The sequence below is a fragment of the Paraburkholderia sp. C35 genome (assembly GCF_003121405.1).
Lineage (GTDB): Bacteria > Pseudomonadota > Gammaproteobacteria > Burkholderiales > Burkholderiaceae > Paraburkholderia.
Genome location: NZ_QBUY01000093.1, coordinates 1 through 14,759 on the forward strand (window position 1 = coordinate 1; position 14,759 = coordinate 14,759).

Sequence of the window (14,759 nt, forward strand, 5' to 3'; positions counted from 1 at the left end):
GTGTTAGCCCGCTTTCTTTTGCCTACTTTTCTTTGCGGCGGCAAAGAAAAGTAGGTGCCGCCCCGCACAGGGGCAACCCAAGCAGACCACTAACAAAAAGCGGACGCCAGCAAAAGCACCACAAACCATAAAAACAAAAAAGGCCCATCCCAACCGGAACAGGCCTTCGCGCCGAAGCGAAAAAAAACTTACTTGGACTTCGAATTGATGATCGCCTCAGACACGTTACTCGGCGTCTCAGCGTACTGCTTGAACTCCATCGTGTAAGTCGCACGCCCTTGCGTCAACGAGCGCAACGAAGTGGAGTAACCAAACATCTCAGCCAGCGGCACTTCAGCCCGAACGAGCTTGCCACCACCGCCGGCAATATCCTCCATCCCTTGCACGATGCCGCGTCGTCCGGACAGATCGCCCATCACGTTGCCCATGAAGTCCTCAGGCGTCTCGACTTCGACCGCCATCATCGGCTCGAGCAACACAGGCTTCGCTTTACGCATCGCGTCCTTGAACGCCATCGACCCAGCCATGCGGAACGCGTTTTCATTCGAATCCACATCGTGGTACGAACCAAACGTCAGCGTCACCTTCACATCGACAACCGGATATCCAGCCAGCACGCCCGCCTTGAGCGTCTCCTGAATCCCCTTGTCGACAGCCGGAATGTATTCGCGTGGAATCACGCCGCCCTTGATCGCATCGACGAATTCGTAGCCCTTGCCCGGATCCGGCTCCAGCGTGATCACGGCATGGCCGTACTGGCCGCGTCCGCCCGATTGCTTGACGAACTTGCCTTCCACGCCTTCCACCTTCGTGCGCACGGTCTCGCGATATGCGACCTGCGGCTTGCCGACCGTCGCCTCGACGCCGAACTCGCGCTTCATCCGGTCGACGAGAATTTCCAGGTGCAACTCGCCCATGCCCGAGATGATGGTCTGACCTGACTCTTCGTCCGTCTGAACGCGGAACGACGGATCTTCCTGTGCGAGACGGTTCAACGCGATACCCATCTTCTCCTGGTCGACCTTCGTCTTCGGCTCGACAGCCTGCGAGATCACCGGCTCAGGGAAGATCATCCGCTCGAGAATGATCACGTTGTTCGGATCGCACAGCGTGTCGCCCGTCGTCGCTTCCTTCAGGCCGACCGCCGCCGCGATGTCGCCCGCGCGCACTTCCTTGATTTCCTTGCGCTCGTTCGCGTGCATCTGAAGAATCCGTCCGAGACGTTCCTTCTTTTCCTTCACCGAGTTGTAGACGGTGTCGCCCGAATTCACCACGCCCGAATACACGCGGAAGAAGATCAGCTGTCCGACGAACGGGTCCGTCATGATCTTGAACGCGAGCGCGGAGAACGGCTCGTCGTCGCTCGGATGACGTTCCGCTTCGTTGTCGTCTTCGTCGTGGCCGAGAATCGCGGGCACGTCGATAGGCGAGGGCAGATAGTCGATCACGGCGTCGAGCATGGCCTGCACGCCCTTGTTCTTGAACGCGCTGCCGCACAGCATCGGCACGATTTCATTGGCGATGGTGCGCTTGCGCAAGCCCGCCTTGATCTCTTCTTCCGTCAGGCTCTCGTGATCGGTCAGGTACTTTTCGAGCAGTTCTTCACTCGATTCAGCCGCTGCCTCGACCATCTTTTCGCGCCACTCGTGCGCGAGTTCCTTGAGGTTGTCGGGGATGTCTTCGTACTCGAACTTGATGCCCTGGCTCTCGTCGTCCCAGACGATCGCCTTCATCTTCACGAGATCGACCACGCCCTGGAAGTGATCTTCCGCGCCGATGGGAATCTGGATGGGCACGGCCACGCCTTTCAGACGCTCGCCGATCTGCTTCTGCACACGGAAGAAGTCCGCGCCGACACGGTCCATCTTGTTGACGAACGCAATGCGCGGCACCTTGTACTTGTTCGCCTGACGCCACACGGTTTCGGACTGCGGCTGCACGCCGCCAACCGAGTCGTACACCATGCACGCGCCGTCGAGCACGCGCATCGAGCGCTCGACTTCGATGGTGAAGTCGACGTGTCCCGGCGTGTCGATGATGTTGATGCGGTGTTCCGGATAGTTGCCGGCCATGCCTTTCCAGAAGGCCGTGGTCGCAGCCGACGTGATCGTGATGCCGCGCTCCTGCTCCTGTTCCATCCAGTCCATCGTCGCCGCGCCGTCGTGAACCTCGCCGATCTTGTGGGTCACGCCGGTGTAGAAAAGAATGCGTTCGGTGGTGGTGGTCTTGCCGGCATCGATGTGAGCACTGATACCGATGTTCCGATATCGCTCGATAGGAGTCTTGCGGGGCACGTGAACCTCCATGGAGTAGGCGCGCCGGTGAATGGCGCCGGGCTTGCGGACTGCGGCCCGGCCGATCTCGGTGCTGCTGGTGAGACTATAAGAATAGCGTGTCGCCCAGGCTTTTGCAGGAATCCTGCCAGAAGCCGCCGGCGCAGCAGCCCGCACTACGTTGCGGCGCGGCGCAAATAAACAAGCCGGCGCGCCTTGCGGCTGCGCCGGCTTCTATCCGGTCCGGATGCGTATGACGGGCGGCGTGCGCGCTTATTGCGGCGCCGGCAAGCCCTGAATCTTCATACCGGGCTTGATGCCCTTCGACGTGAACCAGCCCTTGCTCATCTCCAGCGCATAAACGCCGTTGTTCTTCGGGCAATGGTTGTTGGTGGTTTCCGCCTGCATCTCGTCGATGTCGGTGACCGTGCCGTCGGCGCGCATGAATGCGATCGACAGCGGAATCAAGGTGTTCTTCATCCAGAAGCAGTGCACGGCATTTTCGCCGAACACGAACAGCATGCCTTCGTTCGGCGCGAGTTCCGAGCGGTACATCAAACCCTGCTCGCGATCGGCATCGTTCGCGGCGACGGCGGCGTCGATCACGTACATGCCTGCCGTCAGTTTGGCGCGCGGAAACTCACCGGGCTGCTTCGCGCCCTGGGGCATCTGCTGCGCGTGCGCATCGCGCACGGATATCGTCATGAACGACAACATCACGAAGGCGGCAACAGGGAATGCAATGGCAATCGCGAGACGCGCGATCAGCGGGCGCAATGAAAATCGCACGGTGTGGCTCCTGACTAAATATGAACCGCGAATGTTACGCGAGCGCGTCAAAAACAAAAAGGCAGAGAGCCTTGCGGCCATCTGCCTTTCAACGCCGTAAGAACGGCAAACCAGCTAGTTCTTGACTGCGTTATTGCAACAAACTTATTCCGAAGCTGCCGAAGCCGCTGCTGCAGCTGCTGCCTTCTTGTGCGACTTCTTGTGTGCCTTCTTCGTTGCCTTGTGCGACGAAGCTGCTGCTGCCGGAGCAGCCGAAGCTGCTTCCGGTGCCGAAGCTTGTGCGAATGCTGCCGTTGCGAAGAGGCCAGCGACCAGAGCGGCGATCAGTTTGTTCATTTTGTGAATCCTCAGCTTTAGTTAATTAACCAAATGACCCGGTTAGATTGGAGTCATGTCGTTAAACGTGCCGTCCACCTTTCGGTTGACATCCGCATCGAACAAATTTTTCTTTGCGGCTGCGAGCGTTCAGACGCCTTGAGACATGTCGTTGGAGCGGCTTGTGTCAAGGCTCTTGAGGCTGAATGCCGGACAGCTTCATCGGCATCTGCGTCAACTAACGCATGGACTTGCAACGCGGTTGACGAAAATTTTCAGGAAATTTTCAAGTTTGATAACGCGTCGCGAAATGAGAGTTTCTGGCGCTTTTCGTGGGTATTTTTCAAAGCGCGCTTCTGAATAGAAAACGTATTTCGATACAAAGGTTTAGCGAATATCAATGCGCATTTTTCAGGCACATGGATAGCTACGCGATGCCATCCCAGGGCGCACGCGAAGACAGTTCGATGGTCTCGCCAGGCTGCAATCCAAGCGAAAAAATATCGAGCGCGCCAACACCGACCCGCACGAGACGCAGTGTCGGAAAGCCGACGGCCGCCGTCATGCGACGCACCTGACGGTTCTTGCCTTCGGTGATCGATAGCTCGATCCACGTGGTGGGAATCGCTGCGCGAAAGCGGATGGGCGGCGTGCGTGCCCATAGCGCATCGCCGGGTTCGACGAACTCCGCGCGACATGGGCGCGTCACGTAATCGCCGAGATCGACGCCGCGCGCGAGCATCTTCAGATGCTTGTCTTCAGGCGCGCCTTCGACTTGCGCCCAATAGCGCTTCACCAGTTTGTGCCGCGGCTCTGCAATGCGCGCCTGCAATGCGCCGTCGTCGGTAAGCAGCAGCAGGCCTTCGCTGTCGGAGTCGAGCCGGCCCGCCGGATAAACGCCGGGCGTCTTGACCCAGTCGGCCAGCGATGCGCGCGTTTCGTGCGCGGAAAACTGGCAGATCGTGCCGAATGGCTTGTTGAGAGCGAGCAGAGTCATGCGAGGACAAGAGGCAGGGCGCGGGGCGTGCCGGCGGGCGGCGCGGATGCGAATGGCGAGATTTTAAAGCATATTTTGGAGCGTCGTGTCGCATGTCTTATATAAGATATAAGACGTTGAGCATATTTCGACGCTGCGCTGCGGGGTTGCCCGCCTACGTGCACGTCCCGCGCGCGTGCCGGTGCCGGTGTGGGCTAGAATAGCCGCCTGGCCGCTTGCTGCATCGGTTTCTGGCATCAGCACCTGCATTGGCGCGGCATCGCATCGCGCGCGAGGGAAGCGCCCCGTTTTCGCATTTCCAACCTGTTCTCACAGACCAGCTACCACTGGAGTCCGATCATGGCGTATCAGCACATCACGGTTCCGGCTGACGGTGACAAGATCACCGTCAATCCGGATTTCTCGCTCAACGTTTCCGACCAGCCGATCATCCCGTACATCGAGGGTGACGGCACGGGCGTCGACATAACGCCCGTGATGATCAAGGTCGTCGATGCAGCCGTCGAAAAAGCGTACGGCGGCAAGAAGAAGATCCACTGGATGGAAATCTTCGCGGGCGAGAAGGCGACCAAGGTTTATGGTCCCGATGTGTGGCTGCCGGACGAAACGCTCGAAGTCGTGAAGGAATACCTCGTGTCGATCAAGGGTCCGCTCACGACGCCCGTCGGCGGCGGCATCCGTTCGCTGAACGTCACGCTGCGCCAGGAGCTCGACCTGTACGTGTGCCTGCGTCCCGTGCAGTACTTCAAGGGCGTGCCGTCGCCGCTGCGCGAGCCGGAGAAGGTCAACATGGTGATCTTCCGCGAGAACTCGGAAGACATCTACGCAGGCATCGAATGGCCGGCGGGTTCGCCTGAAGCAAAGAAGGTCATCCAGTTCCTGCGCGACGAAATGGGCGTGAAGAAAATCCGCTTCCCCGATTCGTCCGGCATCGGCGTCAAGCCGGTGTCGCGCGAAGGCACGGAGCGTCTGGTGCGCAAGGCGATCCAGTATGCGATCGACCACGATCGCCGCACGGTCACGCTGGTGCACAAGGGCAACATCATGAAGTACACGGAAGGCGCTTTCCGTGACTATGGTTATGCGCTCGCGCAAAAAGAGTTCGGCGCGGAACTGATCGATGGCGGCCCGTGGATGAAGGTGAAAAATCCGAAGACGGGCAACGACGTCGTCGTCAAGGATGTGATCGCCGATGCATTCCTGCAGCAGATCCTGCTGCGTCCCGCTGAATACGATGTCATCGCCACGCTCAATCTGAACGGCGACTACATCTCGGATGCACTCGCGGCGCAAGTTGGTGGCATTGGTATCGCGCCGGGCGCGAACATGTCGGATACCGTCGCGATGTTCGAAGCGACGCACGGCACGGCGCCGAAGTATGCGGGCAAGGACTACGTGAATCCGGGCTCGGAAATCCTGTCGGCGGAAATGATGTTGCGTCACATCGGCTGGACGGAAGCGGCGGACGTGATTCTGCAGTCGATGGAAAAATCGATTCTGTCCAAGCGCGTCACGTACGACTTCGCGCGTCTGATGGAAGGCGCAACGCAGGTGTCGTGCTCGGGCTTCGGTCAGGTGATGATCGACAATATGTGAGCGTGGCTTTAGCGCTTTCTACGTGAACAAAACCCCGGCGCGCCGGGGTTTTGTTTTGCGCGATCGTCCCCGGCGTGGCGACCTGGCTGCGTTATGATCGACTCTCTCTCTTTTGCATTCGCGCATCCGCTTCGACAGACCAGCATGAAATCGTTGTGGCGCATTCTCGTCGTGTTGACGCTCGTCCTGCTCGGTATGCAGGGCGCGTCTGCGTGCGAGCATCATCACGGCGATGCGGCGCGCACCATGCGCATGCAACAGGTCAGGCAAGCGAGCGTGGTTCATTGCGCGACATCAATGAACATGGACGACGCCAGTTCATCGTGTCATCGCACGCATTCGCTGTGCTGCATGAGCGCGTGTGGTGCGCATTGCAGTGCGTTGCTGTCGGCTATCGGCGTCACGGCGCGCGTCGCGTCGTCGGATGTGCCGGCGACGGGTAGCGATCCCGCCCGCACGAGCGTGACTCGCGCACCGCCCGTGCGTCCGCCTATCGTGTGACCGTTCGATGCCGGCGCTTGCCGGAGCAACGCGCCCAAGCGAAGCGTGAACGAGACCGTTGCGTCCGCTTCCGTCACGTTACGTCACACGATCCATGCGCCGCGCGCAACCAGATTGCCGCGACGCATCAGCAAGGAAACGATCCATGATCCGCAGGGAATTTCTCGCCCGCACGTTGAGCGTCGCCGTTGCTTCGCTCTTCGCGCGCGAAGTGTTCGCGCAGCATTCGATGCACGGCATGCAAGGCATGTCCGGTATGAACGATATGGATGACATGCCCGGCATGTCGCCATCGCATGGGGCCGGGCATGGTGCAGATACACACGCCGCACACGCTGCGCCGGGCCTCGCGCCGGACACCGCGCTGCCCGCAGGCGCGCCGCTTGCCGCACTGCGCAAGCTCGCGAACGAAAGCAGTGAAGCAGGCGTGTTTCGCGCGACGCTCGTCGCGCAACCGGTGCGACGCCAGTTGATGCCGGGTCATTCGACATCGCTCTGGCTCTACGGCGATGCCGCGCAAGGACCGATCGTCGGGCCGCTCATCGACGTGCGCGAAGGCGATACCGTCGTGATCCGCTTCGTGAACCGTCTGCCGCAGCCGTCGACGATCCATTGGCACGGCCTGCCCGTGCCGCCCGATCAGGACGGCAATCCGATGCAGCCCGTCGCGCCGGGCGAGTCGCGCGTGTACCGCTTCACGCTGCCCTTGGGCAGCGCCGGCACGTACTGGTATCACCCGCATCCGCACATGATGTCGTCGGAACAGGTGTTTCGCGGACTGGCCGGGCCGATCATCGTGCGCGCCGCCGGCGATCCGCTTGCTGCTTTTCCCGAACGCCATCTGTTCTTCTCGGACCTGAAGCTGGCCAGCGACGCATCCATCGCGCCGAACGACATGATGGACTGGATGAACGGCCGCGAAGGCCAGTTCGTGCTGGTGAACGGCGCTCGGCGTCCGCGTATCGATGTCGCGCAGGATGAACGCTGGCGTCTGTGGAATGGTTGCAATGCCCGCTATCTGGGCGTGTCGCTCGGTGGCAAGCAGACTTTCGCGCAGATCGGCACGGATGGCGGTCTGCTCGACAAGCCGCGCGACGGTCTGACCGAACTGCTGCTCGCGCCGGGCGAGCGGGCGGAGATCATCGTGCGTGCCGGTGCGCAACCATCGACGGCCATTCTCACCGCAGCCGCCTACGACCGCCGCAAGATGACGATGACGGAAGGCAAGAGCCTGCCCGGCGATCCTGCGAAACCGCTCGCCGATGTGCATTTCATGCCGGGTGCGACGGCGTCTCAGGCAGCGCGCGTCATGCCGTCCACGCTGCGACCCATCGCACCGCTGCTTCCCGACAACGATTCAGCCGACAAAGCCCCGCAAAAATCCGTCGTTTTCACGGAAGCGATGGATATGACGGCCATGCACCGTCCGGGCGCAATGATGTCGGCGCTGCCACCCGGCATGCAATTCCTGATCAACGGCGCGAGCTTCGACCCGAAGCGCATCGCGCTGACCAGCCGGCGCGGCGAGGTCGAAGTCTGGTCGATCGAAAACCGCACCGACATGGATCATCCGTTCCATTTGCACGGCACGCAGTTTCAGGTGATGTCGCGGCAACAGCAGGGCAGTTCGAGAACGGCAGAGCCGTATCTCGCATGGCGGGATACGGTGAACGTGCAGCCCGGCGAGACAGTGCGCATCGCTACGGTGCAGCACGACGCGGGCGAGCGGATGTTCCATTGCCACATACTGGAACACGAGGATCTCGGCATGATGGCAACCCTCAAGGTTGTCTGATTCCTGCCGTAGTTATCGATAGAGACAAAACAAAGGCCAGAAACGAAAAAACCCGGCATGAAGCCGGGTTTTCAAGGCTTTGGGCCCAAACGTTCAGGCTGCGGACTGAATGTTCGATGCCTGCTTGCCCTTCGGGCCTTGAACGACCTCGAAGCTAACTTTCTGGCCTTCCTTGAGGGTCTTGAAACCGTTCATCTGGATAGCCGAAAAGTGTGCAAACAGATCCTCACCGCCTTCGTCGGGCGTAATGAATCCGAAACCTTTCGCGTCGTTGAACCACTTGACCGTACCAGTTGCCATACCAACTTCCCCTGTAACTCAAAAGCTGCCACGAGCCCTCGAAAAGCTCAACGACCACGGGATGCAGTCGTCCCTCCTCACAAGCTCACCAACGGCATTTTTTCGTATAGACCGCTTATTGAAAAAAGTGCCAGCTTGATTGTTGAGTCTCTTTATTCGAGTGTCAAGAAAATTTTGAGACGCCCATTTCTTCGTTGTAAAGACCCAATTTCCAGGGTTTTTCCCGCTTTCCTTATGTGCGGTGGCGCAAGCGGCGCGTCTTGAAAAGTCGCATAATCGACTCACATGCAGTTCAACGGTGAAGCGGCGGATACAGAGGTTGGCGTGTCATCAGCTTGCTGGCGCGGGTTGTGCGATACTCGATCCGACTGCAGTCATCAAGCTGCAATGCAGGATTACCGGAGGGCCGCCACCGCACGCGGCCCGGCGCAGAGGGCAACCGCGAGAAGCTGCTGCACCGCGCCGGAGGGACCCGATGTCCGGCCAGCCGGTCGGGTTTTGACAGGATTGCGGGCCTGTCCGAGTTGTTTAGAATGGGTGTATGGCGATTATCCCGGACAAGCAGGACAACACCGTACTGGAGCGGCAGGAACAAAAGCTGAAACCGCCTGCCATGTTCAAGGTGGTGTTGTTGAATGACGATTTCACGCCGATGGAATTCGTCGTGATGGTCGTGCAAGAATATTTCAATAAGGATCGAGAGACCGCAACGCAGATTATGTTGAAGGTCCATCGCGAAGGCAGGGGAGTTTGTGGGGTCTATACGCGGGACATCGCGTCGACCAAAGTCGAGCAAGTCGTTACCCACGCGCGGCAGGCAGGGCATCCGCTGCAGTGCGTGATGGAGGAAGCATGATTGCCCAGGAACTGGAAGTCAGTCTGCACATGGCGTTCATGGAAGCACGCCAGGCACGGCATGAGTTCATCACGGTCGAACATCTTTTGCTGGCGCTGTTGGACAACCCGACGGCGGCGGAAGTGCTGCGCGCGTGCGCGGCCAACATCGAAGACCTGCGTCAGAACCTGCGCAACTTCATTCACGACAACACGCCGACCGTCCCGGGCACTGACGACGTCGACACGCAGCCCACGCTGGGTTTCCAGCGTGTGATCCAGCGCGCGATCATGCACGTCCAGTCCACCTCGAACGGCAAGAAGGAAGTGACGGGCGCGAATGTGCTCGTGGCGATCTTCGGCGAGAAAGATTCGCATGCGGTGTACTACCTGCAACAGCAGGGCGTGACGCGTCTGGACGTCGTCAATTTCATTTCGCACGGCATCGCGAAGACGAACAGCTCGGAAGCTGCGAAGTCGACGGATGCGAACGCGGAATCGGACGAAGCCGCTGCGCAAAAGGAAACACCGCTTGCGCAGTTCACGCAGAACCTGAACCAGATGGCGAAGGACGGCCGCATCGATCCGTTGATCGGACGCGAGGCGGAAGTCGAGCGCGTGGTGCAGGTACTGTGCCGTCGGCGCAAGAACAATCCGCTACTGGTGGGCGAGGCGGGCGTCGGCAAGACGGCCATCGCCGAAGGTCTCGCATGGCGCATCACGCGCGGCGAAGTGCCCGATATCCTGGTGGACGCGCAAGTGTTCTCGCTCGATATGGGCGCCCTGCTCGCGGGCACCAAGTATCGCGGTGATTTCGAGCAGCGCCTGAAGACGGTTCTGAAGGAACTGAAAGAACGTCCTAACGCGATCCTGTTCATCGACGAAATTCATACGCTGATCGGCGCAGGCGCCGCATCGGGCGGCACGCTCGACGCATCGAATCTGCTGAAGCCGGCGTTGTCGTCGGGCACGCTCAAGTGCATCGGCGCGACAACCTTCACGGAATTCCGCGGCATCTTCGAAAAAGACGCAGCACTGTCGCGTCGTTTCCAGAAGATCGATGTGACCGAGCCGACCGTCGAGCAGACGGTGGCGATCCTGCGTGGCCTGAAGTCGCGCTTCGAAGAGCACCATGGCGTGAAGTATTCGTCGGGTGCGCTGTCGGCGGCGGCTGAACTGTCGGCACGCTTCATCACGGATCGTCATCTGCCCGCCAAGGCGATCGACGTGATCGACGAAGCGGGCGCGGCGCAACGCATCCTGCCGAAGTCGAAGCAGAAGAAGACCATCGGCAAGAGCGAGATCGAAGAGATCATCTCGAAGATCGCGCGCGTGCCGGCGCAAAGCGTGTCGCAAGACGACCGCAGCAAGCTGCAAACGCTCGATCGCGATCTGAAGGCTGTCGTGTTCGGTCAGGATCCGGCTATCGACGCGCTGTCGGCATCGATCAAGATGGCGCGTGCGGGTCTCGGCAAGACGGACAAGCCGATCGGCGCGTTCCTGTTCTCCGGCCCGACGGGCGTCGGCAAGACGGAAGTCGCGCGACAACTGGCGTTCACGCTGGGTATCGAGCTGATCCGCTTCGATATGTCGGAATATATGGAACGTCACGCGGTGAGCCGTCTGATCGGCGCGCCGCCGGGCTATGTCGGTTTCGATCAGGGCGGTCTGCTGACGGAAGCCGTGACCAAGAAGCCGCATTGCGTGCTGCTGCTCGACGAAATCGAGAAAGCGCATCCGGACATCTACAACGTGCTGCTGCAGGTGATGGACCACGGCACGCTGACGGACAACAACGGACGCAAGGCGGATTTCCGCAACGTCATCATCATCATGACGACGAATGCGGGCGCTGAGTCGATGCAGAAGTCGACCATCGGTTTCACGTCGCGCCGCGAAACGGGCGACGAAATGGCCGACATCAAGCGCATGTTCACGCCTGAGTTCCGCAACCGTCTGGATTCGACGATCAGCTTCCGCGCACTCGATGAAGAAATCATCATGCGCGTGGTCGACAAGTTCCTGATGCAGCTGGAAGATCAGCTGCACGAGAAGAAGGTCGATGCGCTGTTCACCGACGCGCTGCGCAAGCATCTGGCGAAGCACGGCTTCGATCCGCTGATGGGCGCACGTCCGATGCAGCGTCTGATCCAGGACACGATCCGTCGTGCACTGGCCGACGAACTGCTGTTCGGCAAGCTGATGAGCGGTGGTCGCGTGACGGTCGACGTCGATGCAGACGACAAGATCCAGCTGACCTTCGACGAAAACTCGGCGCCTCCGCGAAATCCGAATCCGGAAGCGGTGGAAGTCGACTAAACGTCGCTATCTCCGAAGCAAATAGAAACGGCGTGGGTTTCACAACCCACGCCGTTTTTTATTGGCTGCGCGTTAAAAGCTGCAAAGGCTTCAACGCACGAAACCGAGCAATGCCTCAGTGTTTGCCGGTGCTGCCGAAGCCGCCTTCGCCGCGATCGCTGCTTTCGAACTCATCGACGATATTGAACTCGGCCTGCACGACGGGCACGATCACCAGTTGCGCGAGACGCTCCATCGGATTCAGCGTGAACGTCGTCGTGCCGCGGTTCCACGTCGAGATCATCAGTTGCCCCTGGTAGTCCGAGTCGATCAGGCCGACCAGATTGCCCAGCACGATGCCGTGCTTGTGGCCCAGACCCGAGCGCGGCAGGATCAGCGCCGCGTAGCCGGGATCACCCACATGGATCGCGAGACCCGTCGGCACGAGGGCCGTCTGGCCGGGTTCGAGCGTCAGCGGTGCGTCGAGGCAGGCGCGCAGATCGAGGCCCGCGCTGCCCGTCGTGGCGTAGGCGGGAAGTTGATCGCGCATGCGCGGGTCGAGAATCTTCAGGTCGAGTTTCATGCAGTTTGGTGAGAGGTTGAAGTGGTTGTGGCGTCCACCAATGCGATGGATCGCCGTGATCGATTCATGACTTGCCGAGTTCAAACGCTTCGGCCAGCAGTTGATACGAACGCAAGCGCGCGCGATAGCTGCCCGCGACGGTAAGCACGATCAGTTCGTCGGCGTCGAACTGTTCCTGCAACAGACGCATCCGCTCCGTGACGGACTCCGGCGTACCGATGATGCTGCGCGGCTTTTCGCGGTCGATGATCAGCCGCTCGCGCTCGCCGTATTCCTGCGCGAGTCCTTGTGCAACGGATGGAACGGGCGCGTTCAGTCCATAGGCCATTTGCACGCGGCGAAGATCGACGGCTTTCTCGAGGTCGGCGGCTTCCTGCTCGGTGTCCGCGCAGATCACGAAAACAGCCGCCGCGAGATACGGCTTCTGCTCGTGACCCGCCGTGAAGCGATCACGATATGCGCGCGCGACAGCCTGCCCGAAATGCGCATTGATGAAATGCGCGAATGAAAAACGGATGCCGAGTTGCGCGGCCAGCATGCCGCCGAAATCGCTCGAGCCGAGCACCCACAATTGCGGACGTGTTTCGATCTGCGGCTGTAGCAGCACGCCGTGCGCGAGATGGTCGGACGGCAGCGTGCCGCTCATCAGCGCGACGAGTTCGGCGACCTGTTGCGGGAACAGTTCGCCGCGATTGTAGGCGCCGGCAGCGACAGCTTGCGCCGTGCGCATGTCGCCGCCGGGCGCGCGCCCGACGCCCAGATCGACGCGGTTCGGAAACAGCGCCTCGAGCATCAGGAACTGCTCGGCAACCTTGAACGGGCTGTAGTACGGCAGCATGATGCCGCCGGAGCCGATGCGGATACGCTTCGTCACGCTGCCCAGACGCGCGAGCATCACTTCAGGGCACGGGTTCGAGACGCCGACCAGCCCGTGATGTTCGGCGCACCAGTAGCGCGTGTAGCCGAGGTCATCGGCCAGTTGCGCGAGTTCGATCGTTGCGGCGATCGCGTCGGCCACGTTATGCCCGTCGATAACAGGCGTCTGGTCGAGCACGGAGAGCAGGGTCATGACAGCACCATGGCGTTAGCAGATGGATTGCATTCGGGTGTGACGTGTCGCTGAGACGCGAGAACGCGGAGCGCGGCTGCGCTCAACGGTTCACACCCGCATCCGGCAGGCGCTTTGCAATTTCCACGATCAAGGCGCGCGCGAGCGTCTGCTTGTCCGCGCGCGGAAGCCGCGTCGATCCCGCGGCCTCGAAAAGCACGACTTCGTTGTCATCCAGCCCGAACGTTTGCGGACCGAGATTGCCGATCAGCAGCGGCACGTTCTTGCGCTTGCGCTTCTCTTCGCCGTGCACGTCGAGGTCGCCGCTTTCCGCAGCGAAGCCGACGCAGAACGGCGCACGCGGAAGCTTCGCGACGGTAGCCAGAATGTCCGGATTCTCGACGAACGAAAACGAAGGAATCGCGTGATCGGCGGTCTTCTTGATCTTGTGCTCGGCGACATGATCGACTCGCCAATCCGCCACCGCCGCGACGCCGATGAAGATGTCGTAGCCCGGCACGGCGCGCATCACGGCATCGTGCATCTGTTGTGCGGTTTGCACGTCTTCGCGATAGACACCCCACGGCGTTTCCAGCCCGACCGGACCGGCGACCAGATGCACGTCAGCGCCAGCTTGCTGCGCCGCGCGTGCGAGCGCGAAACCCATCTTGCCGCTCGAACGGTTCGTGATGCCGCGCACGGGATCGAGCGGTTCGAAGGTCGGGCCGGCTGTCAGCAGCACGCGGCGGCCTGCCAGTACCTTCGGCGTGAAGAACGACGCGATAGCCTCGTAGACGGCTTCCGGTTCGAGCATGCGCCCATCGCCGACTTCGCCGCACGCCTGCGCGCCCGAATCCGGCCCGAGCAGTTCGATGCCATCCGCGCGCAGTTGCGCGACGTTGCGCTGGGTGGCCGGGTTCATCCACATCTGGCGGTTCATCGCGGGCACGACGAGCAGCGGACAGTCGCGAGCGATACACAGCGTGGACAGCAGGTCATCGCACAGACCGTGCGCGAGCTTGGCGAGGAAATCGGTGGAGGCGGGCGCGATCACGATCGCGTCGGCTTCGCGCGACAGATCGATGTGCGGCATGTTGTTGTCGATGCGCGCATCCCACTGACTGGTGTAGACGGGGCGGCCGGACAGCGCCTGCATCGTGACGGGCGTGATGAACTGCGTGGCCGCTTCCGTCATCGCGATCTGCACGGTCGCGCCGGCCTTGACCAGCAGGCGCGTGAGTTCAGCGATCTTGTAGCAGGCGATCCCGCCTGTCATGCCGAGGACGATGTGTTTTCCGGCGAGTTCTGTGGCCAACTGATGCCTCCGACAAGACGTGATGGCCGGCGCATCGGTGAAGCGCGCCGGCTTCGTACTGCAAGACTGCCTGGGCGCGGGCAGGGCGGCATGTAGCCGCGATCCCCGCGCGGAA

Annotated in this window: 13 protein-coding genes; 5 read left to right on the plus strand and 8 right to left on the minus strand. The window is 60.9% G+C overall.

Going from position 1 to position 14,759, the window contains the following annotated elements; genetic code table 11:
• Nucleotides 1–188: 188 nt before the first annotated feature.
• From fusA to DK391_RS34295, 4 genes are all read right to left on the minus strand, one after another.
• Nucleotides 189–2,294 (minus strand): elongation factor G, encoded by a 2,106-nt coding sequence (gene fusA, locus DK391_RS34280; protein WP_109482445.1) that lies wholly within the window; start codon nucleotides 2,292–2,294, stop codon nucleotides 189–191.
• A gap of 252 nt (nucleotides 2,295–2,546) precedes the next feature.
• On the minus strand, nucleotides 2,547–3,062 hold the full coding sequence (locus tag DK391_RS34285; protein ID WP_109482446.1) for a DUF192 domain-containing protein: 516 nt from the start codon (nucleotides 3,060–3,062) through the stop codon (nucleotides 2,547–2,549).
• A 144-nt stretch (nucleotides 3,063–3,206) separates the two neighbouring features.
• Complete coding sequence (locus DK391_RS34290; protein ID WP_109482447.1) at nucleotides 3,207–3,398, minus strand: hypothetical protein; 192 nt, start codon at nucleotides 3,396–3,398, stop codon at nucleotides 3,207–3,209.
• 406 nt (nucleotides 3,399–3,804) lie between these two features.
• Nucleotides 3,805–4,374 carry a pseudouridine synthase gene (locus DK391_RS34295; protein ID WP_109482448.1) on the minus strand — a complete coding sequence of 190 codons (570 nt, stop codon included), beginning with the start codon at nucleotides 4,372–4,374 and terminating at the stop codon, nucleotides 3,805–3,807.
• Between the two features lie 339 nt (nucleotides 4,375–4,713).
• Between DK391_RS34295 and icd the strand changes: the two genes are divergently transcribed.
• From icd to DK391_RS34310, 3 genes are all read left to right on the plus strand, one after another.
• Entirely contained in the window at nucleotides 4,714–5,970 is a 1,257-nt protein-coding gene (gene icd, locus DK391_RS34300; protein ID WP_109482449.1) for an NADP-dependent isocitrate dehydrogenase, read from the plus strand.
• A 144-nt stretch (nucleotides 5,971–6,114) separates the two neighbouring features.
• On the plus strand, nucleotides 6,115–6,471 hold the full coding sequence (locus DK391_RS34305; protein WP_109482471.1) for a hypothetical protein: 357 nt from the start codon (nucleotides 6,115–6,117) through the stop codon (nucleotides 6,469–6,471).
• A gap of 145 nt (nucleotides 6,472–6,616) precedes the next feature.
• Complete coding sequence (locus DK391_RS34310) at nucleotides 6,617–8,266, plus strand: multicopper oxidase family protein (RefSeq protein ID WP_109482450.1); 1,650 nt, start codon at nucleotides 6,617–6,619, stop codon at nucleotides 8,264–8,266.
• A 93-nt stretch (nucleotides 8,267–8,359) separates the two neighbouring features.
• Here the strand turns inward: DK391_RS34310 and cspD are convergent, their stop codons facing one another.
• Nucleotides 8,360–8,566, minus strand: a complete 207-nt coding sequence (gene cspD, locus DK391_RS34315; RefSeq protein WP_007586257.1) for a cold shock domain-containing protein CspD — start codon at nucleotides 8,564–8,566, stop codon at nucleotides 8,360–8,362.
• A 541-nt stretch (nucleotides 8,567–9,107) separates the two neighbouring features.
• Here cspD and clpS point away from each other — a divergent pair.
• Together clpS and clpA are read left to right on the plus strand one after the other, a co-directional pair.
• Nucleotides 9,108–9,422, plus strand: coding sequence for an ATP-dependent Clp protease adapter ClpS (gene clpS, locus DK391_RS34320; protein ID WP_028368427.1), 315 nt, complete (start codon nucleotides 9,108–9,110; stop codon nucleotides 9,420–9,422).
• On the plus strand, nucleotides 9,419–11,719 hold the full coding sequence (gene clpA / locus DK391_RS34325; RefSeq protein ID WP_109482451.1) for an ATP-dependent Clp protease ATP-binding subunit ClpA: 2,301 nt from the start codon (nucleotides 9,419–9,421) through the stop codon (nucleotides 11,717–11,719). Before clpS ends, clpA begins: the two co-directional genes overlap by 4 nt.
• A 115-nt stretch (nucleotides 11,720–11,834) precedes the next feature.
• Here clpA and dut read toward each other — a convergent pair whose 3' ends face one another.
• The 3 genes from dut to coaBC form a co-directional block, all read right to left on the minus strand.
• Nucleotides 11,835–12,281, minus strand: coding sequence for a dUTP diphosphatase (gene dut, locus DK391_RS34330; protein WP_109482452.1), 447 nt, complete (start codon nucleotides 12,279–12,281; stop codon nucleotides 11,835–11,837).
• Between the two features lie 64 nt (nucleotides 12,282–12,345).
• A complete protein-coding gene (locus tag DK391_RS34335) occupies nucleotides 12,346–13,350 on the minus strand; it encodes an LLM class flavin-dependent oxidoreductase (RefSeq protein WP_109482453.1) in 1,005 nt (334 codons plus the stop codon).
• Nucleotides 13,351–13,432: 82 nt separating this feature from the next.
• Nucleotides 13,433–14,644 (minus strand): bifunctional phosphopantothenoylcysteine decarboxylase/phosphopantothenate--cysteine ligase CoaBC, encoded by a 1,212-nt coding sequence (gene coaBC, locus DK391_RS34340; RefSeq protein ID WP_109482454.1) that lies wholly within the window; start codon nucleotides 14,642–14,644, stop codon nucleotides 13,433–13,435.
• Nucleotides 14,645–14,759 lie beyond the last annotated feature (115 nt).

Excerpts from the sequence above, each read along its gene's own strand:
- clpA (WP_109482451.1), top strand. The coding sequence starts at position 9,419 with ATGATTGCCCAGGAACTGGAAGTCAGTCTGCACATGGCGTTCATGGAA.
- DK391_RS34290 (WP_109482447.1), bottom strand. The coding sequence starts at position 3,398 with ATGAACAAACTGATCGCCGCTCTGGTCGCTGGCCTCTTCGCAACGGCA.
- dut (WP_109482452.1), bottom strand. The coding sequence starts at position 12,281 with ATGAAACTCGACCTGAAGATTCTCGACCCGCGCATGCGCGATCAACTT.
- DK391_RS34310 (WP_109482450.1), top strand. The coding sequence starts at position 6,617 with ATGATCCGCAGGGAATTTCTCGCCCGCACGTTGAGCGTCGCCGTTGCT.
- icd (WP_109482449.1), top strand. The coding sequence starts at position 4,714 with ATGGCGTATCAGCACATCACGGTTCCGGCTGACGGTGACAAGATCACC.
- DK391_RS34335 (WP_109482453.1), bottom strand. The coding sequence starts at position 13,350 with ATGACCCTGCTCTCCGTGCTCGACCAGACGCCTGTTATCGACGGGCAT.
- DK391_RS34295 (WP_109482448.1), bottom strand. The coding sequence starts at position 4,374 with ATGACTCTGCTCGCTCTCAACAAGCCATTCGGCACGATCTGCCAGTTT.
- clpS (WP_028368427.1), top strand. The coding sequence starts at position 9,108 with ATGGCGATTATCCCGGACAAGCAGGACAACACCGTACTGGAGCGGCAG.
- cspD (WP_007586257.1), bottom strand. The coding sequence starts at position 8,566 with ATGGCAACTGGTACGGTCAAGTGGTTCAACGACGCGAAAGGTTTCGGA.
- DK391_RS34305 (WP_109482471.1), top strand. The coding sequence starts at position 6,115 with ATGAAATCGTTGTGGCGCATTCTCGTCGTGTTGACGCTCGTCCTGCTC.